The organism is Citrobacter sp. CK195, from assembly GCF_030333365.1.
In the GTDB taxonomy this organism is placed as follows: domain Bacteria; phylum Pseudomonadota; class Gammaproteobacteria; order Enterobacterales; family Enterobacteriaceae; genus Citrobacter_B; species Citrobacter_B koseri.
In genome coordinates, this window is record NZ_JAOWGB010000022.1 from 222711 (window position 1) to 247869 (window position 25159).

Here is a 25159-nt window from a genome sequence, read left to right on the forward strand (position 1 = left end):
TTTCTTTACTTTAATGAATGGCTTCTTGCCCGTGGGCAGGGATGGCGGTGTTTTTTTTATGCTGATAGCAGGGAGATAGCGTGATGGCGGAGATCCCGGTAAATATCAGCGCGATGATGCCCATAATCAGATAGGTGTGCTCAAAACCGATCTTCTGATAGGCATACCCGGCAGGCGGCGCCACCACGATAGAGCCGACGTAAATCATGGCCTGATAACCCAGCAGATACATCGTGGCGTTGACGCGCTTGTCGAAGTGTTCGGCGATATATTTGAAAACCGAGACCAGAATCAGCGCAATTTCAATTCCATACAGCGGTTTCACCAGGCAGATAATCAGCGGATCGTTAGTTAACCCGGAGATAATCAAACGCAGGCTGATCACCAGCCCTGTCAGGAGCATCCCCTGCTTGGCGCCGATGCGGTTAATAATGGCGGGCACCAGCATCATGCCGAAGAACTCGGCGGCGGACTGCGCGGTGCTCATATAGCCAAACATGGCGTTTCCTTCCTCTTTGGTACTGAAGAAGGTGACGAAATAGCGAGAGAATTGCTGCTCGGCAATAAACATCATCCATGCCACGCCCGCGATATACAGGGAGAAGGTCCAGAACTTTTTATTGCGCAGCAGCTGGAACACATCGCCAATGACAATCTTCTCTTTCGACAGAACGTTGTTTTCTTCCTGACCAAAGTGATCGACCTTCAGCGTCAGCAGCACCGCAAACATGCACAGCGCGGAAACGGTGCTGATAACAAAGTTGATTTTGGGGGAGATATTGTAGAGATAGCCGGAAAACGATGACGCCGTCGCCCAGCCCAGCGCCGCCCACATGCGGATACGGCCAAACTCCATGTCATACAGACGGCTGAAACGGTCAACATACGACTCTTCTGCCGCCACGCCCGCATACCAGCCGAGGCTGAAAAACAGCGCGCCGACAATCATTCCGCTGACAAAATGGGTTTGCAGCAGCGGCAGATAGCACCAGATGTAAAACGGCGCCATCAGTGCCGAAACAATACAGACAAAATAGAGCAGGTGTTTTTTCATGCCCATTTTGTCCATGATGTAGCCGTAAACGGGTTTGATAATCACCGCAAAAACGCCGTTAACGGCAAACACCGTGCCGATTTCCACGCCATCCAGCCCGGCTTTATCCCCCAGCCAGATAGCATACAGGCCAAAACTGGCCGCCCAGGTAAAGGTAAACAGAAATACAAACAGACTCAGCTTGATGTAAGCCGAACGTGTCGACTGAACAGGGTTCATCATTATTTTCTCCGCATCAGCGTCAATTATTTTATTTCCAGCGTTTTCGAGTTCAGCGTCAGCACCTGATTGACACGATCGAATGCCATGATTACCGGCGGCGGCAGCGTCGGAGACATCGTGGCGTTAACGCTACAGGCCAGCCAGTGAGTGCCCGGCGTGAGCGTCGTGCCGAGACAGGGGATCTCTCCAGGAGAGGCATACAGAATGTTGCTGTTCGGCGGGGTGGTGACGACCAGCGGCTGGCGTTCAGCCAGCAAATCCTCGATCTGACACCCGCCGGAAGTGGTACTGAGAGTCAGCCCGTTTTTTGCCATTCGGGTCGTCGTCAGATGATGGCGATTCAGTGCGAATCCGCCTTCCACGCAGTCGAGCGTGCGTGGGGTTACAACGCGATGCAGCCGGAGATGCCCCTGCTCATGCGGAATAAGCCAGGTGGTGACGCTGACATCCGGCCAGGGGCGCCAGACGCTTCGAAGCCACGCTGGCGTCATCTCCACCGCATCGCACTCGCGCCGCCCGCGCCAGTAGCCGTCCTGCTCGCTGAACATCAGCGTTGAATCACAGGCTGCATGGTTCAGACCATACACGCCGCGTTCAAGGGTGAAACCAAAGTGGCTGGAATAGGCGAACTTGCAGTATTTGGCGTCGAAATTGACGAAGTTATTGCGATCGTACTGCCCGGACATCAACATCCAGACGTGATGGTTATCCTCCGCATGAACAATAAACTGCCCGGCTTCCGCTATCGGGTGAACCGTCTCCAGCGCGGGCAATGGCGCGGGTTCCGCCTGCCAGAACGCACTCTCTTGCGGCAGCGCCAGAATCAGCAATGCTTTACATGCCCAGTACGGTGAACCGGGGCTGTTGTAATCTTCGGTCATCACCAGATTCGGGTATGTGTACCCCAGCGTGAACAAACCATCCGGGCCGATAAACGGTTGGCTCAGCCACCAGTCGATATGCCGCAGGATCAGCCCTTTGATAACCGGTACGCTAAACACATCCAGCCCGGTATATGCCACCGCGCTCCAGAATGCGACCTGTACGAAGCGATAAGTCAGGCTACGGCCAAAGGGGATCGCATTGCCGTCACCGGTAAAGTAATGGATATAATCTTTCGCGAACTGACGCGCGCGCTGACGATAGCGCAGGCAACGTTCAGGATCAGCATCCTGCATAAAGTGGCTGTACAGCAGGCTGTAAAAGTGAAACCCGCTGGAGATGTAGTAGTCGCGCGGCTTACCGGCACCATCGGCGTACCAGCCGTTGCCAAGCCAGAACGGTTCAATGGCATTCAGATGCTTATCAATCACCATCATGTCGTAATGCCGCCCGACGCACTTAAGCCCCACCTGCACCAGCACCGGGAAGAAATGCCAGTTGTTATCGGGGATCTGAATGTCGGCGCTCTGGCGTAACCAGCGCTCCAGATTGTTTTGCTCGTCGATGGAGAGCGCTGACCAAAGCCCCGTTCCCGGTAACGCCAGCGCCAGGCCAAACGCCGCCATTTCAACGCATCGCTGATCGTTATCCGCCAGGGAGCCCCAGTAATCAGGATGTTCGGGATCGCAGCCGTGACGAATACCGTCGATAAACGTCTCGCGAAAATCATCGGCTTCGTCACCGCTCAGTAACGGCGCCAGCAGCCACAACAGACGAGAGAAACCTTCCATTCCGGCGACATCCGCCGGATAGTGTGCGGACGTTTCTCCGGCGTCCAGACGCGTGTTTCCTCGCCTCAAATGGGGGACGGCTGACGCCAGCCATTGTTGCGCCAGTCCGACGTATTCTTGCCTTATTCGCATAATGAAACCTCGTTTCATTTGATAAATGTTGGACGCATAATAAGGATTCAGACGGACAGACAAATGTGATAATTGTCGTATTTTCGGACAACGTCGGTGATGAATAACAACATTCATCCGCTTTTAGCGACAAAAATTCGATTAGAGTGATAAAAGTTTAAGTTTATTCACATTACGGGAGAGGCGGGCAGAAATGCAGCGAATGGAAGACAGCAGTTATCTTGAGAATATCAACCTCAACGATAAGTCGATTTACTTTAACCGCATGAAGAATATGCCTGCCAACTACTACCACTGGCATCAGTGTGTGGAGTTCCTGTCAGTTTCTCAGGGAGTTGGCATCGCGCTAATGGAGCACCAGCAGTACACCGTTAAACCGGGGCGTATTTTTATTTTTCCGCCGGGAAAGCTGCATAAGGTGTTTGTCGAGCAGGACGATCGTAATGTTTATCACCGTACAACGCTGCATTTTAATGGCTCAATTATTGAGCAGTACCTGCGGGATTTTCCGCGTCAGCAAATGTTGCTGCGTCAGCTCTGCGGTCGGGGAGAAAAGGCGCGGGTATTTGATGTCGGCGACGTACAGCCGGTGATTGAAACGCTGCTGAGCCGTTTTGAAACGCTGGTAAAAAGCAAAACGTTCAGCGTCAGCGACAGCGCATTTCTGGTGATGCAGATTATCAGCCTGCTGCCGCATCAGGAGCAGGCGACGGGATACAATACCTTTTCGGTCAGCATTATCCGTTGGATAGAAACTCATTTTCACCAGCGCTGCTCGCTGGACGATATCGCCCGCGAGATGGGCTGCTCGCGCGGACATGCCTCACGCCGCTTTCACGAGGAAACGGGCGGCACCATTCAGGAGTATCTGATGATGCGCCGTATCCGTCAGGCATGTGAATTGCTGCTGCACACCAACAGCTCAGTGCGTGAGATTGCCGAACAGGTCGGTTTCTCCGAGTACGCCTGGTTTATTACCTGTTTTCGCAAGAATATGGGTAAAACGCCGTTGCAATATCGCAAAACCTATTCCCCCGCCTAGTTCCCACGCCGGATGGTCTGGCCTGTAGGCCGGATAAGGCGAAGCCGCCATCCGGCGCGTTGACGAATTACGTCTGGCAGTGTGGACACCAGTAGAACGGGCGCGAGGAGAGCGTCGTTTTCTCAATAATGCCGCCGCAGCGCTCGCAGGCTTCGCCGTCCCGGTGGAACACCTTAAAGCGAAACAGCGCGCCGTGATGCGTGTTCTCATCCGCCTGACCGCGCGTGGTATAAGAAAGACGCGGGATATCAAGCAGCGCATGAGATAACGCCTCCAGCTGTTGGTCACTGAGATCTTTCGCCTTATGCTGCCCCGTCAGCCCTACCTGCCAGAGAATTTCCACACGCAGATAGTTGCCCAGCCCGGCGAGAAACGCCTGATCCAGCAACAGCCCGGAAAACTGACGATTACGAAAACGCGCAGAGAGCAGACGCGCTTTTACATCATCGGGCGTCAGCCGCGGGTCCAGCACGTCCGGCCCGACGCGTTGCAGAAACGGGTGGGTGGCGAGCTGTTCCGGCGTCAACATTTCAATGTCGGACGCGCTGTAAAGCAGAATGGTTTTATCCGCCGTTTGCAGGTTAACGCGTAATACCCGGCTGGTTGCCGGGATGTTCCCCGTCTCCACTACTCGCCATACGCCATACAACTGGTTATGGCTGTAGAGCGTCAGCCCCTGCGAAAAGTGGGTCAGCAACGCTTTCCCCCGCGTTTCGATATGGGTGACTGTCTGCCCAATCAGCGGCGATTCATACGGTTTTAACTGCGAAAAGGCAAACCAGACGTCCGTCAACGGTTTGCCTTTGATCGCCGCCTCCAGGTTATCCGCCGCACGACGGATCTCCGGGCCTTCAGGCATAGTTCTGTCCTTTGTTAGTGAGTTGCTCCGCCTGTTACTGCAATGTCAGCTTCCACATGAAGCGCTGTGACAATGGCGATTTCCAACGCCTGACGCACCGTTTCCGCCGCCATGCTGGGCGCACCAGGATGTGCCGCCGCCTGTTCCGGCAGATAAGGAATATGGATAAATCCACCCTTCACGTCCTGAATATCGCGCAATTTATGCAACAGTCCATACATTACGTGGTTGCAGACAAAAGTGCCTGCGGTCTGAGAGACCGATGCCGGAATCCCCGCTTCGCGCATCGCCGAGACCATCGCTTTGATCGGCAGCGTGCTAAACCAGGCTGCCGGGCCTTCCGCCACGATGGGCTCATCAACCGGCTGCCTGCCGCGATTATCGGGGATACGCGCATCGTCAATATTAATCGCCACGCGCTCCACGGTAATATCCGTGCGCCCTCCGGCCTGCCCTATCGCCAGCACCAGCACCGGGGATAACGCGTCAATCGCCGCATTCAGCACGGTGAGAGAGTCGCCAAAGACGCAAGGGAGCTGGCGGGCCACCACGCGACACCCTGCGATAATAGCATTGTCGAGACGCGAGACCACTTCCCAGGAAGGGTTAACCTGCTCGCCGCCGAAAGGTTCAAACCCGGTGATTAATACCGTCTTCATCCTTCCTCCTTACAGAAACATCAGGAAATACATCAGGAACACGTTAACCAACAGCAGCACAATACCGGTCGGCACCTGCGCTTTAATCACCGCATTTTTATCCGGCAGTTCCAGCAGCGCCGCAGGCACGATATTAAAGTTTGCCGCCATCGGCGTCATCAGCGTTCCGCAGTAGCCGGAGAACATGCCGATTGCCGCCATCACCGCCGGGTTCCCGCCATGTTGCAGCACCAGGATTGGAATCCCAATCCCCGCCGTCACAATCGGGAATGCGGCAAAGGCGTTCCCCATCACCATCGTCAGTAGCGCCATACCGATGGTGTAGACCGCCACGGCGATAAAACGGCTATCGACGGCAAGATATTCCTGGGTGAGATACGAAATTCCACTGCCGACGCCTGCCGCGGTAAATAACAGCCCTAACGTGGCGAGGATCTGCGGTAAAATGAACGCCCAACCGATGGAATCCAGCAGACGACGCGCTTCCTGAATCGGCTGGTGCACCTTCTCATGCGTCATCTTTATCGCCATCCCCAGACCAATCAATGACCCCGCAGTCATGGAAAACAGCGTCACCAGCGTGGCGTGATTGCCCGGCCCGAATAGCGCCTCCTGCAATCCGGGAACATGGTTGAACATAAGCACGCCGATCACCGTGATCACCGGGATCGCCAGCGCCGGATAAAACAGGCGGTTGCCCAGACGACTGGCGCTTTCCTCACGCTGTTCGCGAGTTCGCTGGTGATAGCTTCCGAGCTTCACGCCGCCAAAACCGGCAATCAGCGCCATCACCACCACCGCCCCACCGACGGCGATGTTAACCATGCGTTTGTCGCCCACCAGCTGATAAGTCCAGTCGCCGAGCAGGAACAGTACGCCATAAACGCCCCAGAATAACCCCGTCGTCAGGCGACGCGGGTTGGCTTTGTCCTGCCACGACATGACGGCGACAATCAACAGCACCACACCGGCCAACCAATAGAGATAGCTTTGTTGAAAATTCATTTCGCCTCTCCTTTGCTCATCGCCGCGCTGACTTTCGCCACTTCACGTTGCAGATAATTGTCCAGACGCCACAGGCGCGCGCCGTGAATCAGAAAAGCGCAGATCGCCGTCGGAATCCCCCACAGCGCAATATGCAGCGGCTCGGTCTGAATCCCGCCGGACTCCAGCATGAAGTTGTGCATAAAGATGATGGCGCCAAAAGCCACGAAAATGTCTTCGCCAAAAAACAGCCCGACGTTATCGGTGGCTGCTGACATTGCCCGCAGCCGGTAGCGAACCGTGCCTGGCAGCTCCCCGTGTATTTTCTCTGCCGCCCCTTCCGCCATCGGCGCCAGCAACGGACGCACCATTTGCGGATGGCCGCCGAGACTGGTCAGCCCCAGCGCTGCCGTCGCTTCGCGGACAAACAGATAGACAATCAGCAGACGTCCTGCCGTGGCGCTGCGGATTTTCGCGATCCACGCCTGCGCGCGCTCTTTGAGCCCGTGGCGTTCCAGCAGACCGATAACCGCCAGCGGAATCAGCAGAATAAAGGGCAGGTTACGGGTATTGAGGAACCCTTCACCCAGTTTTTCGAGGATCGTGGCGATCGGCATCTGCGCCGCCAGTCCCGTGACGATCCCGGCAATAATGACCACTAATACCGGGTTAAAGCGTAAAAGAAATCCAGCCACAATGACGGCGATACCCATCAGTGGCCAGAGAGAAATTGCGTCTCCCATGATCCGTTCCTGTCAGTCGTGTTGCGTTGTTTTTATTTGCACAGCGCCTCTTCGGGCACTGTGTCAGCCTGGTTATTGGTTATGCCATAATCCTGATACTGCGTTCTTCAAACGCCGCGCGCAAACGACGGGCAAAAGCGAGTGCGTGCTCGCCGTCGCCGTGAATACATACCGTTTGCGCCACAACGTTCGCCCATTCACCGGTAATGCTTTTCACTCTACCGGATTCCACCATGCCCAGCGTTTGCGCCAACGCGTGCTCTTCGTCTTCTACCAGCGCGCCCGACTGGGTTCGCGGCACCAGGCTGCCGTCAGCCTGATACCCCCGATCGGCAAAAACCTCCTGACGCGTCGTCAGGCCATAATGCTCGCCTGCGCGAATCAGTTCGCTGCCCGCCAGCCCGACCAGAATCAGCGACGGATCGCAGGCATGTACCGCTCTGGCGATGGCATCCGCCAGCTGTGGATCTTTCGCCGCCTGGTTGTACAACATACCGTGCGGTTTGACATGACGCATAACGCCGCCTTCCGCGCGGGCTATCGCCGCCAGCGCGCCGATCTGGTACAGCGTCTGGCCGTAGACGGTTTCCGGCGGTAACGTCATGGCGGTGCGGCCAAAGTTTTCCCGATCCGGGAAACTGGGATGTGCGCCAATCGCTACGCCGTTTTTCAGCGCTTCGCGCACGCTCGCCAGCATGGTTTGCGCATCGCCCGCGTGAAACCCGCAGGCGATGTTGGCGGATGACACCAGTTGCAGTAACGCCGCATCGCTGGCGCACCCTTCTCCTAAGTCTGCGTTAAGATCAATGTTCATCATTAAGTCGCCATGTTAACTGTTCCAGATAACGCTGCTGGTCGTGACGCGCCTTAAGCGCCTCCTCCAGCGTACACTGAACAAAATGGATCGGTTGCCCGAGAGGGATCTGCGCCAGATGATACATATCCGCCTCAATGATGCAGGCGATACGCGGGTAGCCGCCGGTGGTCTGGGCATCGTTCATCAGCACGATCGGCTGACCATTATGCGGCACCTGAATAACGCCCGGCAGCAGCCCGTGCGACAGTAACTCACGTTCGGTGGTACGTTTCAGCGGTTGCCCCTGCAAACGATAGCCCATACGGTTACTTTGCGGGCTAAGCTGCCACGGCGAGCGCCAGAACGCCTCCTGCGAGGCCGCTTCAAACTCCTGGTATTCCGGGCCAGGCAACGCGCGAATCCGGTTCCCCCACAGCAGCTGTTTAACGCCCTGCGGGCCGCTGAACTGGCGTTCTGACCTTCCTGTCGCCAGCCGATCGCCATCTTTTAACAAGCGCCCTTCCAGCCCGCCAATGCCGACTTTCAGGTCGGTGCTGCACGACCCCATCACTTCAGGCACGTCAATGCCGCCCGCCACGGCCAGATAGCTGCGCATTCCGTGGAGCGGGCGCTTCAGCGCCAGACGCTGCCCCGCTTTCACCGGCAGCCGCCAGCCGGTCCAGACCGGTTGGTCGTCCAGACGGGCCTCGCACCCGGCGCCGGTCAATGCAAACCAGCCGTCGGATTCAAATTCCACCACCAGTTGGCCGAGCGTAATCTCCAGCGCCGGAGCACTGGCGTCATTCCCCACCAGCAGGTTCGCGATATGCAGCGCCGGTTTGTCCAGCGCGCCGCAATGGCTAATACCGGACTGACGATAGCCGTGTCGTCCCCCATCCTGCACTGAGGTGTACATACCCGCGCGAATAATGTTCAGCATACCCCCTCCTTCTGCGGGACAAAGCGTATGGTGTCGCCCGGACGTAACAGGATGGGCTCATCCCGCTGTGGGTCGAACAGCTTCAGCGGCGTATGGCCGATTAGTTGCCAGCCGCCCGGCGTCGGCAGAGGGTAAATCCCGGTTTGCGGGCCGCCAATCCCCACGGAACCCGCCGGAACAATCAGGCGCGGTTCTGCCCGTCTTGGCGTGTGTAATTGTTCCGGTAAGCCCCCGAGATACGGGAAGCCCGGCTGAAAACCTAAAAACCAGACGACGTACTCTACTGAAGCGTGCAGTTCAACCACCTGCTTTTCGCTTAATCCGCTGTGTCGCGCCACCTCCGCCAGATCCGGGCCGCCCTCGCCGCCGTAGGTCACGGGAATTTCGATAAAGCGTGAATCAGGCTCCAGCGCCTCGCTCTCTTCCCACCAGCGCTGCAAACGTTCAATCGCATCCAGCGCCAGCGTCTGCGGCTCGCGCAGGATCACCGTGATATTGTTCATACCCGGAATCGCTTCAACAACATTCGGCATATCGACCAGACGCTGCGCCAGTCGCCAGATGCGTTTCTGGGATGCCAGCGTGACCGGCGGCTCAAGCTCCAGCACCACCGCCGTTTCACCTAACAGATAACAACGCGCTCGTTGCACTTTCGTCCCTCTCGTGTTTTATGCGTTATGCCGGATTGGGAATATCAATAAAGGTCACATCCAGACTCGTATTTTCAGTCAGCCATTCGCTTAACGCGCGAATACCGCCGCGCTCGGTGGCGTGGTGTCCGGCGGCATAGAAATGCAGCCCCTGTTCGCGGGCGGAGTGAATCGTCTGTTCAGAGACCTCGCCGGTAATAAACGCATCCACGCCAAAGCGCGCGGCGCTGTCGATAAAACTTTGCCCGCCACCGGTACACCAGGCCACACGCTGCACTTTTTCCGGCCCGGTATCGCCGCACCATAACGGTTTACGCCCCAGGCGCGCTTCAATCCACGAGGCCAGTTCCAGCCCCGGCACCGGCATTGATAACTCTCCCCACGGCACCAGCGGCTCGATTTCCCCCATCACGGTTATGCCGAGCAGCGCCGCCAGCTGCACGTTGTTTCCCAGTTCAGGGTGCGCATCCAACGGCAGATGCCAGCCATAGAGGTTAATGTCATTCGCCAGCAGCGTTTTCAGCCGGTTGCGTTTCATACCGCGAATGACCGGAGATTCCCCTTTCCAGAAGTAACCATGATGAACGATGACCGCATCAGCCTGCTGGCGTACCGCTTCATCCAGTAAGGCCTGGCTTGCCGTCACGCCGGTCACGATTTTTTGCACCGTCTCTTTGCCTTCAACCTGTAAGCCATTCGGCGCGTAATCGCTGATGGCCGCGCTGTTCAGCTTTTCATTGATCAGTTGTTCCAGTTCGGTGTTTTTCATCATCGCTCCCTTCTTCATATGTGCACTACGTTAAAATAGCGTTCTCCCGTCACTTCGTCGATAGCCATTTCTTCGACACATTGAGAAACAATCACGCCGTTTTAAGATGCAAAATGCTTACCCTTACTCGATCTGATTCATGTATATTTATGCAATCAGACAGCATATTGCAAAAATAATCAGATCTGTATCGAAGTTATAACTTTAAGGAAACACACTCACGCCGCGGATTTCTTTTGCGGTGTGACATCCATCCCGGAATCACAATGAATAAACCATCTTCTCAACCGCGCGCCATTTATTACGTCGTCGCACTGCAAATTTGGGAATACTTCAGCTTTTACGGCATGCGCGCCCTGCTGATTCTCTATCTCACCAACCAGCTAAAATACGACGATAACCATGCGTATGCGCTGTTCAGCGCTTACTGTTCGCTGGTCTATGTCACCCCGATTCTCGGCGGGTATCTGGCGGATAAAGTGCTCGGTAATCGCATGGCGGTCATGCTGGGAGCATTTTTGATGGCCGTTGGTCATCTGGTGCTGGGGGCGAGTGAAATCGCGCCGACCTTCCTTTATTTGTCGCTGGCGATCATCGTCTGCGGTTACGGTCTGTTCAAATCCAACATCAGTTGCCTGTTGGGTGAGCTGTATAAACCGGAAGATCCACGCCGCGACGGGGGATTCTCACTGCTGTATGCCGCCGGCAATATCGGCTCGATCGTTGCCCCTATCGCCTGTGGTTATGTTCAGGAAGAGTACAGCTGGGCGATGGGTTTTGCGCTGGCCGCCATCGGCATGATCGCCGGGTTAATTATCTTCCTGTGCGGTAATCGCCATTTCGCCCACACCACTGGGGTGAATAAAGTCGCGCTGCACGCCAGGACGTTTGTTCTGCCCAACTGGTGTTGGCTGCTGGTGCTGTTGGTCGCCGCGCCGCTGCTGATCACGGTGCTGTTCTGGAAAGAATGGTCAGTCTATGCGCTGATTGTCGCCACCGTCATTGGTCTTGCGGTGCTGACAAAAATCTACCGTCAGGCACAGACGCAAAAACAGCGTAAAGAGCTGGGGCTGATTGTGGTTCTCACCTTCTTCAGCATGTTGTTCTGGGCGTTCGCCCAACAGGGCGGCAGCTCCATCAGTTTGTACATCGACCGATTTGTGAACCGTACGATTCTGGGTTACGAAGTACCGACGGCAATGTTCCAGTCAGTGAATGCCTTCGCGGTCATGCTGTGCGGCGTGGTGCTGGCCTGGCTGATTAAGGAGAGTATGGGCGGCAACCGTACCGTGCGGATCTGGGGGAAATTCGCCCTGGGTCTCGGTTTAATGAGCGCCGGATTCTGCATTCTGACCGTAAGCGCCCGGTTATCTGCCGCCTACGGTCACTCTTCTATGCCACTGATGATCTTAGGGTTGGCGGTAATGGGTTTTGCCGAGTTGTTCATCGACCCGGTCGCAATGTCGCAGATTACACGTATTGAGATCCCTGGCGTGACGGGCGTTCTGACCGGCATCTATATGTTGCTCTCCGGCGCGATCGCCAACTATCTGGCTGGCGTCATTGCCGATCAGACCTCGCAGAGCGCGTTTGATGCAAGCGGCGCGATCAACTACGCCATCAATGCCTATATCGATGTGTTCGACCAGATAACCTGGGGAGCGCTGGCCTGCGTGGCACTGGTACTGCTGATTTGGCTGTATCAGTCGCTCAAATTCAGAAACCGCCCGCTGGCGGTTGAGTCCTGAATGACATTACGCCCGGTGGCGCTACGCTTACCGGGCCTACAGCGTGGCACTATCTGTAGGCCGGATAAGGCATCACCGCCATCCGGCATAACGTATAAAAAAACCGCCACATTTCTTACGCCCGGTGGCGCGACGCTTACCGGGCCTACAGCGTGGCACTATCTGTAGGCCGGATAAGGCATCGCCGCCATCCGGCATAACGTATAAAAAAACCGCCACATTCCTTACGCCCGGTGGCGCGACGCTTACCGGGCCTACAGCGTGGCACTATCTGTAGGCCGGATAAGGCATCGCCGCCATCCGGCATAACGTATAAAAAAAACCGCCACATTTCTGTTGGCGGTTTTCTCGGACGATGCTGTATATCAGTAGAAATCGCAGGTCACTTTTTCTGCCTGCTCCATCCACACCGGTTTATCGCTGGTTTTCGACCAGACGCGATGCAGATAGCTGTAAAAACGAGCACGGTCTTTCCAGAACAACATGACCGGCAGCGCCAGAACCCCAGCCACAACGGCGAGAGTGCGGCGTAACAAAACAACATGAGCTGGATATTCTTTATAGAGTTCCATACTTTTCTCCCCTTTATCTGGCCGGTAATCATCACCGGTAAAGTCAAATTGGTTATCTGCTGAAAATAGTACCGCTTTGCGTGTAATTTTACCACTCATCCGACCACTTATTTTTGTCTATTTAAGCTTTATTTACATTCGCCCTGTAATTAAGTTACATAAAAGTTAAATTAATACTAATCATTAGTTAAATGATGGTCTTTTCCATTTTTATACTTTTTTTACACCCTACGCGCCGATTTTTGCGAAATCTTTGCAGGCAAAAAATTACCCTCCGCATATCAGAAGAAAAACCACTGGAGGTGCACCGTGAGTGCAGGCGTAATCATCGGCATCGTGCTGATTTTCTTACTTTTGGGTTACCTGGTGTATGTCCTGATTAATGCGGAGGCATTCTGATGGCGGCCCAGGGATTTTTACTGACAGCCAGTTTTTTACTGATCCTGTTCGTGCTCGCCCGCCCTTTAGGCGTGGGTCTGGCGCGACTTATCAACGACATTCCCCTGCCAGGCACCGCCAGCGCAGAGCGTCTGCTATGGCGCGGGTTGGGGATACCGACGCAGGAAATGGACTGGAAACAGTATCTGCTGGCCATTCTTACCCTGAATCTGTTGGGTCTGGCAGTGCTGTTTCTGATGCTGCTGGGGCAAAACCTGCTGCCGCTGAACCCGCAGCAGTTGCCTGGCCTTTCCTGGCATCTGGCGCTCAATACGGCCATCAGTTTTGTCACCAATACCAACTGGCAGTCCTACGGCGGGGAAACCACCTTAAGCTACTTCAGCCAGATGGCGGGACTGACCGTACAGAACTTCCTGTCGGCGGCTACCGGTATCGCAGTGATCTTCGCTCTGATCCGCGCCTTTACGCGCCAGAACATGGATACGCTGGGCAACGCCTGGATGGATTTGGTGCGCATTACGCTGTGGATCTTATTGCCGCTCGCCCTGTTAATCGCCCTGCTTTTCATCCAGCAGGGCGCACTGCAAAACCTGCTGCCCTATCAATCGTTCACCAGCGTTGAAGGTGTGAAACAGCTTTTGCCGATGGGGCCGGTAGCTTCACAGGAAGCCATAAAGATGCTCGGCACCAACGGCGGCGGGTTCTTCAACGCCAACTCATCGCATCCGTTTGAAAACCCGAGCGCATTAACCAACATGGTACAGATGCTGGCGATCTTTTTGATTCCCGCCGCGCTTTGCTTTGCCTTTGGCGATGCGTCAGGCGATCGCCGTCAGGGGCAGATGCTGCTGTGGGCGATGTCGATCATTTTCGTGATCTGCGTCGCCGTGGTGATGTCGGCGGAAGTCCAGGGCAATCCTCATCTGCTGAAGTTTGGCGCCGACAGCAGCCTCAATATGGAAGGCAAAGAGAGCCGCTTTGGCGTGCTGGTCAGCAGCCTGTTCGCCGTCGTGACCACGGCGGCCTCCTGCGGGGCGGTTATCGCTATGCATGACTCCTTTACCGCGCTGGGCGGCATGGTGCCAATGTGGCTGATGCAAATCGGCGAAGTGGTCTTTGGCGGCGTCGGTTCGGGTTTGTACGGCATGCTGTTGTTCGTATTGTTAGCCGTATTTATCGCCGGGCTGATGATTGGCCGCACGCCAGAATATCTGGGTAAAAAAATCGACGTGCGCGAAATGAAAATGACCGCCCTGGCGATTCTGATTACCCCGACGTTGGTATTGCTCGGTACGGCGCTGGCGATGATGACCGAAACCGGCCGCAGCGGAATGCTCAACCCCGGCCCACACGGTTTTAGCGAAGTGCTGTACGCCGTCTCTTCGGCGGCCAACAACAACGGCAGCGCCTTTGCCGGTCTGAACGCCAACACGCCCTTCTGGAACTGCCTGCTGGCCTTCTGCATGTTTGTCGGTCGCTTCGGGGTGATTATCCCGGTCATGACAATTGCCGGATCGCTGGTCGGTAAAAAGCGCCAGCCGGCCAGCCCCGGCACACTGCCGACGCACGGCGCGCTGTTTGTCGGCCTGCTGATCGGTACGGTGTTGCTGGTGGGCGCACTGACCTTTATTCCTGCGCTGGCGCTTGGGCCGGTTGCTGAACACCTCTCTTTATATTGAGCGAAGCGGAGTACATGGTGATGAGTCGCAAACAACTGGCGCTGTTCGAGCCCTCCCTGGTCGCTCAGGCGCTGATCGAGGCCGTGAAAAAATTAAGCCCACATACCCAGTGGCGCAATCCGGTCATGTTTATTGTCTGGATCGGCAGTCTGCTGACGACCCTTATCACGGTGGCGATGGCAACCGGGCAGATGCCAGGTAATCCCCGGTTTACTGGCGCGATAAGCCTCTGGCTGTGGGTTACCGTCCTGTTCGCAAACGTTGCCGAAGCGCTGGCGGAAGGTCGCAGCAAAGCGCAGGCCAGCAGTCTGAAAGGGGTGAAGAAAACGGCATTTGCCCGCAAACTGCGTGAACCAAAGTATGGCGCGCAGGCGGATCGCCTCCCTGCCGATGAGCTGCGTAAAGGGGATATCGTCCTGATTGAAGCGGGCGATATTATTCCCTGCGACGGCGAGGTCATTGAAGGCGGCGCATCGGTGGACGAAAGCGCCATTACCGGTGAGTCCGCGCCGGTGATTCGTGAATCCGGCGGCGACTTTGCCTCAGTGACCGGCGGAACACGTATTCTCTCCGACTGGCTGGTCATCGAATGCAGCGTGAATCCCGGCGAAACCTTCCTTGACCGGATGATCGCGATGGTGGAAGGCGCGCAGCGCCGTAAAACGCCAAACGAAATCGCGCTGACCATTCTGCTGATTGCCCTGACTATTGTCTTTTTACTGGCAACCGCCACGCTCTGGCCCTTTTCCGCCTGGGGCGGCCATGCCGTCAGCGTGACGGTGCTGGTCGCCCTGCTGGTTTGCCTGATCCCCACCACTATCGGCGGATTACTTTCGGCGATCGGCGTCGCCGGGATGAGTCGAATGCTGGGAGCAAACGTCATCGCCACCAGTGGGCGGGCGGTAGAAGCCGCAGGCGACGTGGACGTGCTGCTGCTGGATAAAACCGGCACCATCACCCTCGGCAACCGTCAGGCCTCGGACTTTCTGCCCGCTCAGGGCGTGGATGAAAAGACGCTGGCCGACGCGGCGCAACTCTCTTCGCTGGCCGACGAGACGCCGGAAGGCCGCAGCATCGTCATTCTCGCCAAACAGCGTTTTAATCTGCGCGAGCGCGATGTGCAGTCGCGCCATGCCACCTTTGTTCCCTTTACCGCGCAAAGCCGGATGAGCGGCATCAACATTGATAACCGAATGATCCGTAAAGGTTCCGTGGATGCCATTCGTCGCCACGTTGAAGCCAGCGGCGGTCACTTCCCTGCTGACGTGGAGCAAAAAGTGGATAGCGTCGCCCGTCTTGGCGCCACGCCGCTGGTGGTGGTGGAAGGTTCCCGCGTGCTGGGCGTTATCGCGCTGAAAGATATTGTCAAAGGCGGGATTAAGGAACGTTTTGCCCAGTTGCGCAAAATGGGCATCAAAACGGTGATGATCACCGGCGACAACCGCCTGACGGCCGCGGCGATTGCCGCAGAAGCCGGTGTGGATGATTTCCTGGCGGAAGCCACACCAGAAGCCAAGCTGGCGTTGATCCGCCAGTATCAGGCTGAAGGTCGCCTGGTGGCGATGACCGGCGATGGAACCAACGATGCACCGGCGCTGGCGCAGGCTGATGTGGCGGTGGCGATGAACTCCGGTACTCAGGCAGCGAAAGAAGCCGGTAACATGGTGGATCTGGATTCCAACCCGACCAAGCTGATCGAAGTGGTGCATATCGGTAAACAGATGTTGATGACGCGCGGTTCGCTCACCACGTTCAGTATCGCCAATGACGTGGCGAAATATTTCGCCATCATTCCGGCGGCGTTTGCCGCGACGTACCCGCAGTTGAATACGCTGAACATTATGCGTCTGCATTCGCCGGATTCCGCAATCCTCAGCGCGGTGATCTTCAATGCGTTGATTATCGTTTTTCTGATCCCGCTGGCATTGAAAGGGGTGAGCTATAAGCCGCTTTCGGCCTCTGCCATGCTGCGCCGTAATCTGTGGATCTACGGCCTGGGTGGTCTGGTTGTGCCGTTTATCGGCATTAAAGTGATTGATTTACTGCTGACTCTGCTGGGTCTGGTGTGAGGTTTATAATGAGTGGATTACGTCCTGCATTATCAACGCTGGTGTTTCTGACGCTGCTAACCGGCGGCATTTACCCGCTGCTTACCACCGCGCTGGGGCAATGGTGGTTCCCGCATCAGGCTAACGGCTCACTGATTGTTGATGGCAGTCTCGTGCGCGGCTCTGCGCTTATCGGGCAGAATTTTACCGCCGACGGCTATTTTCAGGGACGCCCGTCAGCAACGGCGGAAATACCCTATAATCCCATGGCTTCTGGCGGCAGTAATCTGGCGGTCAGCAACCCGGAGCTGGATAACCAGTTGCAGCAGCGGGTGAAGGCGCTGCGGGCCGCTAACCCGGACGCCAGCACGACGATTCCGGTGGAACTGCTCACCGCCTCCGCCAGCGGGCTGGACAATAACCTGACGCCAGCGGCGGCGGCGTGGCAGATCCCGCGCGTCGCCAAAGCGCGAAATCTCAGCGTTGAAGCCGTGACGCAGTTGGTCGCAGAATATACGCAAAAGCCGCTGGTGAGTTTTATCGGCCAGCCAGTGGTCAATATCGTGGAACTCAATTTAGCGCTGGATAAGCTCTGATGGTTAATGAAGAACCGCTACGCCCTGACCCCGATCGCCTGCTGGAACAGACCGCCGCACCACACCGGGGAAAACTGAAAATCTTCTTCGGCGCCTGCGCAGGCGTCGGGAAAACCTGGGCGATGCTGGCTGAGGCGCAGCGACTGCGGGCGCAAGGGCTGGATATTTTGACGGGTGTCGTGGAAACCCACGGGCGTAAAGAGACCGCCGCGCTGCTGGACGGCCTCAGCATCCTGCCGCTAAAACGGCAGACGCGTCACGGACGCCATCTCAGCGAGTTCGATCTCGACGCGGCGCTGGCCCGTCGCCCGGCGCTTATTCTCATGGACGAACTGGCGCACAGCAATGCGCCAGGCTCGCGCCATCCCAAACGCTGGCAGGATATTGAAGAGCTGCTGGAAGCGGGTATTGACGTCTTTACCACCGTCAACGTCCAGCACCTGGAAAGCCTCAACGATGTGGTCAGCGGCGTGACCGGCATTCAGGTTCGTGAAACCGTGCCAGACCCTTTCTTCGATGCCGCCGACGAGGTGGTTCTGGTCGACCTGCCGCCTGACGATCTGCGAGCGCGTCTGAAAGAGGGCAAGGTGTACATTGCCGGTCAGGCTGAACGCGCCATTGAGCACTTCTTTCGCAAAGGCAATTTGATCGCCCTGCGTGAACTGGCGCTGCGCCGCACGGCCGACCGGGTGGACGATCAAATGCGCGCCTGGCGGAGCCATCCGGGCGAAGAGAAAGTGTGGCATACCCGCGACGCCATTCTGCTGTGCATCGGGCACAACACCGGCAGTGAAAAACTGGTGCGTGCCGCCGCGCGGCTGGCTGCCCGCCTCGGCAGCGTCTGGCACGCGGTGTATGTCGAAACCCCGGCGCTGCATCGCCTGCCGGAAAAGCAGCGGCGCGCCATCTTGAGCGCCCTGCGTCTGGCGCAGGAGCTGGGCGCAGAGACCGCCACGCTTTCCGATCCCGCCGAAGAAAAAGCGGTTGTGCGTTACGCCCGGGAACATAACCTCGGCAAAATTGTGCTGGGGCGTCCGGCAACGCGACGCTGGTGGCGCAGAGATTCGTTTGCCGATCGCCTGGCGAAACAGGCGCCGGATCTCGATCAGGTGGTTGTCGCCCTTGATGATCCCCCGACTCGCCCGTTGAATCAGACACCGGATACCCGTGCCTTCAAAGATAAGTGGCGGGTGCAGATACAGGGCTGCCTGGTCGCGATCGCTCTTTGCGCGGTGACCACCGTCATCGCCGTACAGTGGATGGTCGCCTTTGATGCCGCTAACCTGGTGATGCTGTATCTGCTGGGCGTGGTGATTATCGCTCTGTTTTATGGGCGCTGGCCTTCGGTAGTGGCAACCTTTATTAACGTCGCCAGCTTCGATCTCTTTTTTATTGCTCCTCGCGGCACGCTTGCCGTTTCCGATGTGCAGTATCTGTTGACCTTCGCCGTGATGCTGACGGTGGGGCTGGTGATCGGTAACCTGACGGCGGGCGTGCGCTATCAGGCGCGGGTTGCCCGCTATCGGGAACAGCGTACGCGCCATCTGTACGAGATGTCCAAAGCGCTGGCGGTGGGGCGAAGCAGGCAGGATATCGCCGCCACCAGCGAACAGTTTATCGCTTCCACGTTTCAGGCCCGCAGCCAGGTGTTATTGCCGGATGAAAACGGCACGCTGACGCCGCTGACCCACCAGCAGGGCATAACGCCGTGGGATGACGCCATCGCCCGGTGGAGCTTTGACAAAGGCCAGCCGGCCGGGGCGGGCACGGATACCCTGCCCGGCGTGCCGTATCAAATTTTACCGTTAAAAAGCGCCGATAAAACGCATGGACTGGTGGTGGTCGAGCCGGGGAATCTTCGTCAGTTGATGATCCCGGAGCAACAGCGGCTACTGGAAACATTCACCTTGCTGGTCGCCAGCGCGCTGGAGCGTCTGACGCTTACCGCCAGTGAAGAGCTGGCCCGACTCGCCAGCGAGCGCGAGAGCATTCGCAATGCCCTGCTCGCCGCCCTCTCCCACGACTTGCGCACGCCGCTGACGGTGCTGTTTGGTCAGGCGGAGATTTTAACCCTGGATTTGGCAAGTGAAGGGTCGCCACATGCGCGCCAGGCCAGCGAAATCCGCCAGCACATTCTCAACACCACCCGGCTGGTGAATAACCTGCTGGATATGGCGCGCATCCAGTCCGGTGGATTTAATCTTAAAAAAGAGTGGCTGACGCTGGAAGAGGTTGTCGGCAGCGCTCTACAAATGCTGGAGCCGGGACTATCCCACCCCATTAACCTGTCGCTGCCAGCGCCGCTGACGCTGGTACACGTTGACGGCCCGCTGTTTGAACGGGTACTGATCAACCTTCTGGAAAACGCCGTCAAATACGCCGGTTCACAGGCAGAGATCGGCATTGATGCCCATGTTGAAGACGAACATCTTCAGCTTGACGTCTGGGATAATGGCCCCGGCATTCCTGACGGGCAGGAGAAAAGCATCTTCGACAAATTTGCCCGGGGAAATAAAGAGTCTGCCGTACCGGGCGTTGGGCTGGGGCTGGCTATTTGCCAGGCGATTGTTGAAGTGCACGGTGGAACGATTTCCGCCCACAATCGCCCGCAGGGCGGAGCCTGTTTCCGTGTTACACTCCCGCAGGAAACTGCACCTGAACTTGAAGATTTTCATGAGGATATGTGACCAACGTTCTGATTGTTGAAGACGAACAGGCTATTCGTCGCTTTCTGCGCAACGCGCTGGAAAGCGACGGGCTGCGCGTGTACGAAGCAGAGACGCTAAGCCGTGGGTTGCTGGAAGCCGCCACGCGGAAACCCGATCTCATCATTCTTGATCTTGGCCTGCCTGACGGCGACGGCATCGATTTTATTCGCGACCTGCGACAATGGAGCGCAATTCCGGTGATTGTGCTTTCTGCTCGCAGCGAGGAGAGCGATAAAATCACTGCGCTGGATGCGGGCGCCGATGACTATCTGAGTAAACCCTTCGGCATTGGCGAACTACAGGCGCGCTTACGCGTGGCGCTGCGCCGTCACGCCAGCGGCCCTTCTCCTGACCCCATCGTGCAGTTTTCCAGCATAAAAGTGGACTTAGCAGCACACCTTGTCCACCGTGATGAAGAAGAAATTCACCTGACGCCGATTGAGTTTCGCTTACTGGCCGTGTTGCTGAATAATGCGGGCAAAGTGCTCACCCAGCGGCAGCTGTTGAACCAGGTCTGGGGACCGAACGCCGTCGAGCACAGTCACTATTTGCGTATTTATATGGGTCACCTGCGACAGAAACTGGAGAAAGATCCCGCCCGCCCCCGCCATTTCATTACCGAAACCGGAATCGGTTATCGTTTTATGCCATGAATGGTTATTCATTTTTTTTAATTAATTCCTAAATATCATTTTTATCATTAACCACACTGCAAATAATGTATTTTGCAGTGTAAGCTCATTCCTTAAAAAATATAAAAATACAAACCCATAACATATAAACAACAATACGATATCTTATCGTGTGATATGCATAAACAACGACTAAATATTTTAGAAATGATCGTTTTTTATTGATCTTCTTCACAGATCAGGCTCATTTCCTGGATAAAATACCCTCACCTTCCACTTATCCAGTAAAGGTAACCAAAATGGAAAATAATAGCCGTACAATGCCCCATATAAGGCGGACAACTCATATTATGATGTTTGCTCACCGTAACAGCTTCGACTTTCATTTCTTTAATGCCCGTTAGTCTTTCGACTAAGGGCACTCCAGCATACAGGTCTTCCTGACCCCTTGTATCGCAGGCTAACGCCTGTATCTCGTGGTGCTCACACTGCATAACCCTGTTTTACCTGTGACCGGAAAGGTTAGGGTTTATTGCATCTTCTAAAAAGCAATTTACTGATTTATTTATCAGTGGCGTCGTATTGCTTTTTTTCCGGAGCTATCAGTTTCTCATTCGAGAAATTGAGGACCTGCTATTACCTGAAAATAAAGAGATGAAAATGTCTGAATTAAAAATTGCCGTCAGTCGTTCCTGCCCTGATTGTTTTTCTACACAGCGCAGTATCGTTAATGTTGATGAAAGTAATTTCATTGATGTTGCCGCTATCGTGTTATCCATCAATGATATTGAACGAGGTAAACTCGATGAGATTGATGCGACGGGCTACGGTATTCCCGTGTTTATCGCGACACAAAATGAAGAGCGCGTTCCGGCAGAATATCTGCCGCGGATCTCGGGCGTATTCGAACATAATGAAGCCCGTAACGCCTTCTATGGCCGCCAACTGGAGACCGCTGCCAGCCACTATGAAACGCAACTGCGCCCGCCGTTCTTCCGGGCGCTGGTGGACTACGTAAACCAGGGCAACAGCGCATTTGACTGTCCGGGGCATCAGGGCGGTGAATTCTTCCGCCGTCACCCCGCAGGGAACCAGTTTGTTGAGTACTTTGGCGAAACGCTTTTCCGCTCTGATTTGTGTAATGCCGACGTGGCGATGGGCGATCTGCTTATCCATGAAGGTGCGCCGTGCATCGCGCAACAACACGCCGCGAAAGTGTTCAACGCCGATAAAACCTACTTTGTGCTGAACGGCACCTCATCGTCAAACAAAGTGGTACTTAACGCGCTGCTGACCCCAGGCGATCTGGTGCTGTTCGATCGTAATAACCACAAATCGAACCACCACGGCGCGCTGTTGCAGGCGGGCGCGACGCCGGTTTATCTGGAAACCGCGCGCAACCCGTACGGCTTCATCGGCGGGATCGACGCCCACTGCTTTGAAGAAGACTATCTGCGTGAACTGGTCAGCGAAGTGGCGCCGCAACGCGCGCAAGACGCCCGTCCGTTCCGCCTGGCGGTGATCCAGTTAGGCACCTACGACGGCACCATCTATAACGCCCGTCAGGTGGTGGATAAGATTGGTCATCTGTGCGACTACATCCTGTTTGACTCCGCATGGGTCGGCTACGAGCAGTTTATTCCGATGATGGCCGATTGCTCGCCGTTGCTGCTGGACCTGAACGAGAACGATCCGGGTATCCTGGTCACGCAGTCTGTTCACAAACAGCAGGCCGGTTTCTCCCAGACCTCGCAGATCCACAAGAAAGACAGCCATATCAAAGGTCAGTCTCGCTATGTGCCGCATAAACGTATGAATAACGCGTTCATGATGCACGCCTCCACCAGCCCGTTCTACCCGCTGTTCGCCGCCCTGGACATCAACGCCAAAATGCACGAAGGCGTCGGTGGCCGTAACATGTGGATGGACTGCGTGGCGAACGGCATCAATGCACGCAAGCTGATCCTTGATAACTGCCATCACATCCGTCCGTTTGTGCCGGAACTGATCGACGGTAAACCGTGGCAGTCTTACCCCACGGCGGAGATCGCAAACGACCTGCGCTTCTTCCACTTTGTGCCGGGCGAACACTGGCATGCCTTCGAAGGCTACGCCGAACACCAGTACTTTGTTGATCCGTGCAAACTGCTGCTCACGACGCCGGGCATCAATGCGCGCAACGGCGAATACGACACCTTTGGCGTTCCGGCGACCATCCTTGCCAACTTCCTGCGTGAAAACGGCGTGGTGCCGGAAAAATGCGATCTCAACTCGATCCTGTTCCTGCTGACGCCAGCGGAAGACATGGCGAAATTGCAGCAACTCGTCGCCCTGCTGGTGCGCTTTGAGAAACTGCTGGAAGCCGATGCGCCGCTGGCTGACGTTCTGCCGTCAATTTATAAGCAACATGAAGCGCGTTATGCCGGCTACACCCTGCGTCAGCTGTGCCAGGAGATGCACGATCTGTACGCACGCCATAACGTGAAACAGCTGCAAAAAGAGATGTTCCGTAAATCCCATTTCCCACGCGTCAGCATGAACCCGCAGGACGCCAACTACGCCTATCTGCGCGGTGAAGTCGAACTGGTTCGCCTGCCGGACGCGGAAGGACGGATCGCGGCAGAAGGCGCGCTTCCGTATCCGCCAGGGGTTTTGTGCGTTGTTCCGGGTGAAATCTGGGGCGGTGCGGTGCTGCGTTATTTCAGCGCGCTGGAAGAAGGGATCAACCTGCTGCCGGGCTTTGCGCCTGAACTACAGGGCGTTTACATCGAAGAACACGACGGCCGTAAACAGGTGTGGTGCTACGTCATTAAACCGCGCGAAGCACAGAACACCCTGCTGAAAGGGGAAAAATTATGAGTAAAGCCAAATCCAATAAAATGGGCGTCGTTCAGCTCACCATCCTGACAATGGTCAATATGATGGGCTCCGGGATTATCATGCTGCCCACCAAACTTGCGGAGGTCGGCACCATCTCGATCATCTCGTGGCTGGTGACTGCCGTTGGTTCAATGGCGCTGGCATGGGCTTTCGCCAAATGCGGGATGTTCAGCCGTAAATCCGGCGGCATGGGCGGCTACGCGGAGTATGCCTTTGGTAAGTCCGGCAACTTTATGGCGAACTACACCTATGGCGTTTCGCTGCTGATTGCCAACGTCGCTATCGCCATCTCCGCCGTCGGCTACGGCACCGAGCTGTTCGGCGCCACGCTGTCACCGGTGCAGATCGGTCTGGCGACCATCGGCGTGCTGTGGCTGTGCACCGTCGCCAACTTCGGCGGCGCGCGCATTACCGGGCAAATCAGCAGTATCACCGTCTGGGGCGTGATTATTCCGGTTGTCGGTTTGTGCATCATCGGCTGGTTCTGGTTTAGCCCGACGCTGTACGCCAACTCCTGGAACCCGCATCACGTACCGTTCTTCACCGCCGTCGGTTCTTCTATTGCGATGACGCTGTGGGCCTTCCTCGGTCTGGAATCTGCCTGTGCCAACGCCGAAGTGGTGGAAAACCCGGAGCGTAACGTACCGATTGCGGTATTAGGCGGTACGCTGGGCGCGGCGGTGATTTACATCATCTCCACCAACGTGATTGCCGGGATCGTACCAAACATGGATCTGGCCAACTCCACCGCGCCGTTCGGTCTGGCGTTCGCACAGATGTTTACCCCGGAAGTCGGTAAAGTGATCATGGCGTTGATGGTGATGTCCTGCTGCGGTTCGCTGCTGGGCTGGCAGTTCACTATCGCCCAGGTCTTCAAATCCTCGGCGGATGAAGGTTATTTCCCGAAAATCTTCTCTCGCGTAACGAAAGTGGATGCGCCGGTTCAGGGGATGCTGACCATCGTGATTATCCAGAGCGGATTATCGCTGATGACCATCAGCCCATCGCTGAACAGCCAGTTCAACGTGCTGGTTAACCTGGCGGTGGTAACAAACATTATCCCGTACATTCTGTCGATGGCCGCGCTGGTGATCATTCAGAAAGTGGCAAATGTTCCGTCGTCAAAAGCCAAAACGGCGAACTTCGTGGCATTCATCGGCGCGCTGTACAGCTTCTATGCGCTGTATTCCTCCGGTGAAGAAGCGATGCTGTACGGCTCCATCGTGACCTTCCTCGGCTGGACGCTGTATGGACTGGTATCGCCGCGCTTTGAGCTGAAAAACAAACACGGCTAAAAAAAAGCCCGGTGGCGCTAACGCTTACCGGGCCTACGATCGTTGTTGTAGCCGGGCAAATGCAGTACCGCCCGGCACA

General features: G+C 56.1%; 22 protein-coding genes. 11 read left to right on the forward strand and 11 right to left on the reverse strand.

Annotated elements, in window-relative coordinates; genetic code table 11:
* Positions 1-10 precede the first annotated feature (10 nt).
* The gene (locus OGX93_RS05990) at positions 11-1276 is read right to left on the reverse strand and encodes an oligosaccharide MFS transporter (protein WP_012133289.1); all 1266 of its coding nucleotides are present in this window, start codon (positions 1274-1276) and stop codon (positions 11-13) included.
* A 23-nt stretch (positions 1277-1299) separates the two neighbouring features.
* Positions 1300-3081, reverse strand: a complete 1782-nt coding sequence (locus OGX93_RS05995) for a DUF2264 domain-containing protein (protein ID WP_286449704.1) — start codon at positions 3079-3081, stop codon at positions 1300-1302.
* Between the two features lie 193 nt (positions 3082-3274).
* On the opposite strand from OGX93_RS05995, the gene OGX93_RS06000 reads away from it, so the two are divergent.
* On the forward strand, positions 3275-4123 hold the full coding sequence (locus tag OGX93_RS06000) for an AraC family transcriptional regulator (protein WP_286449703.1): 849 nt from the start codon (positions 3275-3277) through the stop codon (positions 4121-4123).
* A gap of 67 nt (positions 4124-4190) precedes the next feature.
* On the opposite strand, the gene nei is transcribed toward OGX93_RS06000, so the two are convergent.
* The 8 genes from nei to ybgI all read right to left on the reverse strand — a co-directional run bounded on the left by nei (position 4191) and on the right by ybgI (position 10523).
* Positions 4191-4982 carry an endonuclease VIII gene (gene nei, locus OGX93_RS06005; protein WP_153258602.1) on the reverse strand — a complete coding sequence of 264 codons (792 nt, stop codon included), beginning with the start codon at positions 4980-4982 and terminating at the stop codon, positions 4191-4193.
* Between the two features lie 14 nt (positions 4983-4996).
* Complete coding sequence (gene pcp, locus OGX93_RS06010) at positions 4997-5641, reverse strand: pyroglutamyl-peptidase I (RefSeq protein ID WP_286449702.1); 645 nt, start codon at positions 5639-5641, stop codon at positions 4997-4999.
* A 9-nt stretch (positions 5642-5650) separates the two neighbouring features.
* Positions 5651-6646: a DUF979 domain-containing protein gene (locus OGX93_RS06015; RefSeq protein ID WP_286449701.1), complete on the reverse strand. Its 996-nt coding sequence runs from the start codon at positions 6644-6646 to the stop codon at positions 5651-5653.
* Positions 6643-7368, reverse strand: coding sequence for a DUF969 domain-containing protein (locus OGX93_RS06020; protein WP_012133295.1), 726 nt, complete (start codon positions 7366-7368; stop codon positions 6643-6645). Before OGX93_RS06020 ends, OGX93_RS06015 begins: the two co-directional genes overlap by 4 nt.
* Positions 7369-7447: 79 nt before the next feature.
* The gene (gene pxpA, locus OGX93_RS06025; protein ID WP_200030883.1) at positions 7448-8182 is read right to left on the reverse strand and encodes a 5-oxoprolinase subunit PxpA; all 735 of its coding nucleotides are present in this window, start codon (positions 8180-8182) and stop codon (positions 7448-7450) included.
* The gene (pxpC, locus tag OGX93_RS06030) at positions 8172-9104 is read right to left on the reverse strand and encodes a 5-oxoprolinase subunit PxpC (protein WP_012133297.1); all 933 of its coding nucleotides are present in this window, start codon (positions 9102-9104) and stop codon (positions 8172-8174) included. The genes pxpA and pxpC overlap by 11 nt, the downstream gene beginning before the upstream one ends.
* A complete protein-coding gene (gene pxpB, locus OGX93_RS06035) occupies positions 9098-9754 on the reverse strand; it encodes a 5-oxoprolinase subunit PxpB (protein WP_047458123.1) in 657 nt (218 codons plus the stop codon). Before pxpB ends, pxpC begins: the two co-directional genes overlap by 7 nt.
* Before the next feature lie 25 nt (positions 9755-9779).
* Positions 9780-10523, reverse strand: coding sequence for a radiation resistance protein YbgI (gene ybgI, locus OGX93_RS06040; protein ID WP_024130534.1), 744 nt, complete (start codon positions 10521-10523; stop codon positions 9780-9782).
* A gap of 266 nt (positions 10524-10789) precedes the next feature.
* Here ybgI and OGX93_RS06045 point away from each other — a divergent pair, with 266 nt between their 5' ends.
* Positions 10790-12271, forward strand: a complete 1482-nt coding sequence (locus OGX93_RS06045) for an MFS transporter (RefSeq protein WP_114847761.1) — start codon at positions 10790-10792, stop codon at positions 12269-12271.
* Positions 12272-12636: 365 nt separating this feature from the next.
* On the opposite strand, the gene OGX93_RS06050 is transcribed toward OGX93_RS06045, so the two are convergent.
* Positions 12637-12843: a YbfA family protein gene (locus OGX93_RS06050; RefSeq protein ID WP_024130535.1), complete on the reverse strand. Its 207-nt coding sequence runs from the start codon at positions 12841-12843 to the stop codon at positions 12637-12639.
* 309 nt (positions 12844-13152) lie between these two features.
* On the opposite strand from OGX93_RS06050, the gene kdpF reads away from it, so the two are divergent.
* From kdpF to potE, 9 genes are all read left to right on the forward strand, one after another.
* On the forward strand, positions 13153-13242 hold the full coding sequence (gene kdpF, locus OGX93_RS06055) for a K(+)-transporting ATPase subunit F (RefSeq protein ID WP_286449700.1): 90 nt from the start codon (positions 13153-13155) through the stop codon (positions 13240-13242).
* Complete coding sequence (gene kdpA / locus OGX93_RS06060) at positions 13242-14921, forward strand: potassium-transporting ATPase subunit KdpA (protein WP_286449699.1); 1680 nt, start codon at positions 13242-13244, stop codon at positions 14919-14921. The genes kdpF and kdpA overlap by 1 nt, the downstream gene beginning before the upstream one ends.
* 20 nt (positions 14922-14941) lie before the next feature.
* On the forward strand, positions 14942-16990 hold the full coding sequence (kdpB, locus tag OGX93_RS06065; protein ID WP_286449698.1) for a potassium-transporting ATPase subunit KdpB: 2049 nt from the start codon (positions 14942-14944) through the stop codon (positions 16988-16990).
* A gap of 8 nt (positions 16991-16998) precedes the next feature.
* A complete protein-coding gene (kdpC, locus tag OGX93_RS06070) occupies positions 16999-17565 on the forward strand; it encodes a potassium-transporting ATPase subunit KdpC (protein ID WP_101743884.1) in 567 nt (188 codons plus the stop codon).
* Positions 17565-20252 carry a two-component system sensor histidine kinase KdpD gene (kdpD, locus tag OGX93_RS06075; protein WP_058668770.1) on the forward strand — a complete coding sequence of 896 codons (2688 nt, stop codon included), beginning with the start codon at positions 17565-17567 and terminating at the stop codon, positions 20250-20252. Before kdpC ends, kdpD begins: the two co-directional genes overlap by 1 nt.
* Positions 20249-20926 (forward strand): two-component system response regulator KdpE, encoded by a 678-nt coding sequence (gene kdpE, locus OGX93_RS06080; RefSeq protein ID WP_286449697.1) that lies wholly within the window; start codon positions 20249-20251, stop codon positions 20924-20926. Before kdpD ends, kdpE begins: the two co-directional genes overlap by 4 nt.
* A 278-nt stretch (positions 20927-21204) precedes the next feature.
* Positions 21205-21309: a leader peptide SpeFL gene (gene speFL, locus OGX93_RS06085; protein WP_114149115.1), complete on the forward strand. Its 105-nt coding sequence runs from the start codon at positions 21205-21207 to the stop codon at positions 21307-21309.
* 256 nt (positions 21310-21565) lie between these two features.
* On the forward strand, positions 21566-23764 hold the full coding sequence (speF, locus tag OGX93_RS06090) for an ornithine decarboxylase SpeF (protein WP_024130539.1): 2199 nt from the start codon (positions 21566-21568) through the stop codon (positions 23762-23764).
* Positions 23761-25080 carry a putrescine-ornithine antiporter gene (potE, locus tag OGX93_RS06095; RefSeq protein ID WP_012133311.1) on the forward strand — a complete coding sequence of 440 codons (1320 nt, stop codon included), beginning with the start codon at positions 23761-23763 and terminating at the stop codon, positions 25078-25080. The genes speF and potE overlap by 4 nt, the downstream gene beginning before the upstream one ends.
* Positions 25081-25159 lie beyond the last annotated feature (79 nt).

What these genes read in the sequence shown, in the direction of transcription:
- OGX93_RS05990 (WP_012133289.1), bottom strand. Translation starts at nt 1,276, where the DNA reads ATGATGAACCCTGTTCAGTCGACACGTTCGGCTTACATCAAGCTGAGT.
- OGX93_RS05995 (WP_286449704.1), bottom strand. Translation starts at nt 3,081, where the DNA reads ATGCGAATAAGGCAAGAATACGTCGGACTGGCGCAACAATGGCTGGCG.
- OGX93_RS06000 (WP_286449703.1), top strand. Translation starts at nt 3,275, where the DNA reads ATGCAGCGAATGGAAGACAGCAGTTATCTTGAGAATATCAACCTCAAC.
- nei (WP_153258602.1), bottom strand. Translation starts at nt 4,982, where the DNA reads ATGCCTGAAGGCCCGGAGATCCGTCGTGCGGCGGATAACCTGGAGGCG.
- pcp (WP_286449702.1), bottom strand. Translation starts at nt 5,641, where the DNA reads ATGAAGACGGTATTAATCACCGGGTTTGAACCTTTCGGCGGCGAGCAG.
- OGX93_RS06015 (WP_286449701.1), bottom strand. Translation starts at nt 6,646, where the DNA reads ATGAATTTTCAACAAAGCTATCTCTATTGGTTGGCCGGTGTGGTGCTG.
- OGX93_RS06020 (WP_012133295.1), bottom strand. Translation starts at nt 7,368, where the DNA reads ATGGGAGACGCAATTTCTCTCTGGCCACTGATGGGTATCGCCGTCATT.
- pxpA (WP_200030883.1), bottom strand. Translation starts at nt 8,182, where the DNA reads ATGAACATTGATCTTAACGCAGACTTAGGAGAAGGGTGCGCCAGCGAT.
- pxpC (WP_012133297.1), bottom strand. Translation starts at nt 9,104, where the DNA reads ATGCTGAACATTATTCGCGCGGGTATGTACACCTCAGTGCAGGATGGG.
- ybgI (WP_024130534.1), bottom strand. Translation starts at nt 10,523, where the DNA reads ATGAAAAACACCGAACTGGAACAACTGATCAATGAAAAGCTGAACAGC.
- OGX93_RS06045 (WP_114847761.1), top strand. Translation starts at nt 10,790, where the DNA reads ATGAATAAACCATCTTCTCAACCGCGCGCCATTTATTACGTCGTCGCA.
- OGX93_RS06050 (WP_024130535.1), bottom strand. Translation starts at nt 12,843, where the DNA reads ATGGAACTCTATAAAGAATATCCAGCTCATGTTGTTTTGTTACGCCGC.
- kdpA (WP_286449699.1), top strand. Translation starts at nt 13,242, where the DNA reads ATGGCGGCCCAGGGATTTTTACTGACAGCCAGTTTTTTACTGATCCTG.
- kdpB (WP_286449698.1), top strand. Translation starts at nt 14,942, where the DNA reads ATGAGTCGCAAACAACTGGCGCTGTTCGAGCCCTCCCTGGTCGCTCAG.
- kdpC (WP_101743884.1), top strand. Translation starts at nt 16,999, where the DNA reads ATGAGTGGATTACGTCCTGCATTATCAACGCTGGTGTTTCTGACGCTG.
- kdpD (WP_058668770.1), top strand. Translation starts at nt 17,565, where the DNA reads ATGGTTAATGAAGAACCGCTACGCCCTGACCCCGATCGCCTGCTGGAA.
- speFL (WP_114149115.1), top strand. Translation starts at nt 21,205, where the DNA reads ATGGAAAATAATAGCCGTACAATGCCCCATATAAGGCGGACAACTCAT.
- speF (WP_024130539.1), top strand. Translation starts at nt 21,566, where the DNA reads ATGTCTGAATTAAAAATTGCCGTCAGTCGTTCCTGCCCTGATTGTTTT.
- potE (WP_012133311.1), top strand. Translation starts at nt 23,761, where the DNA reads ATGAGTAAAGCCAAATCCAATAAAATGGGCGTCGTTCAGCTCACCATC.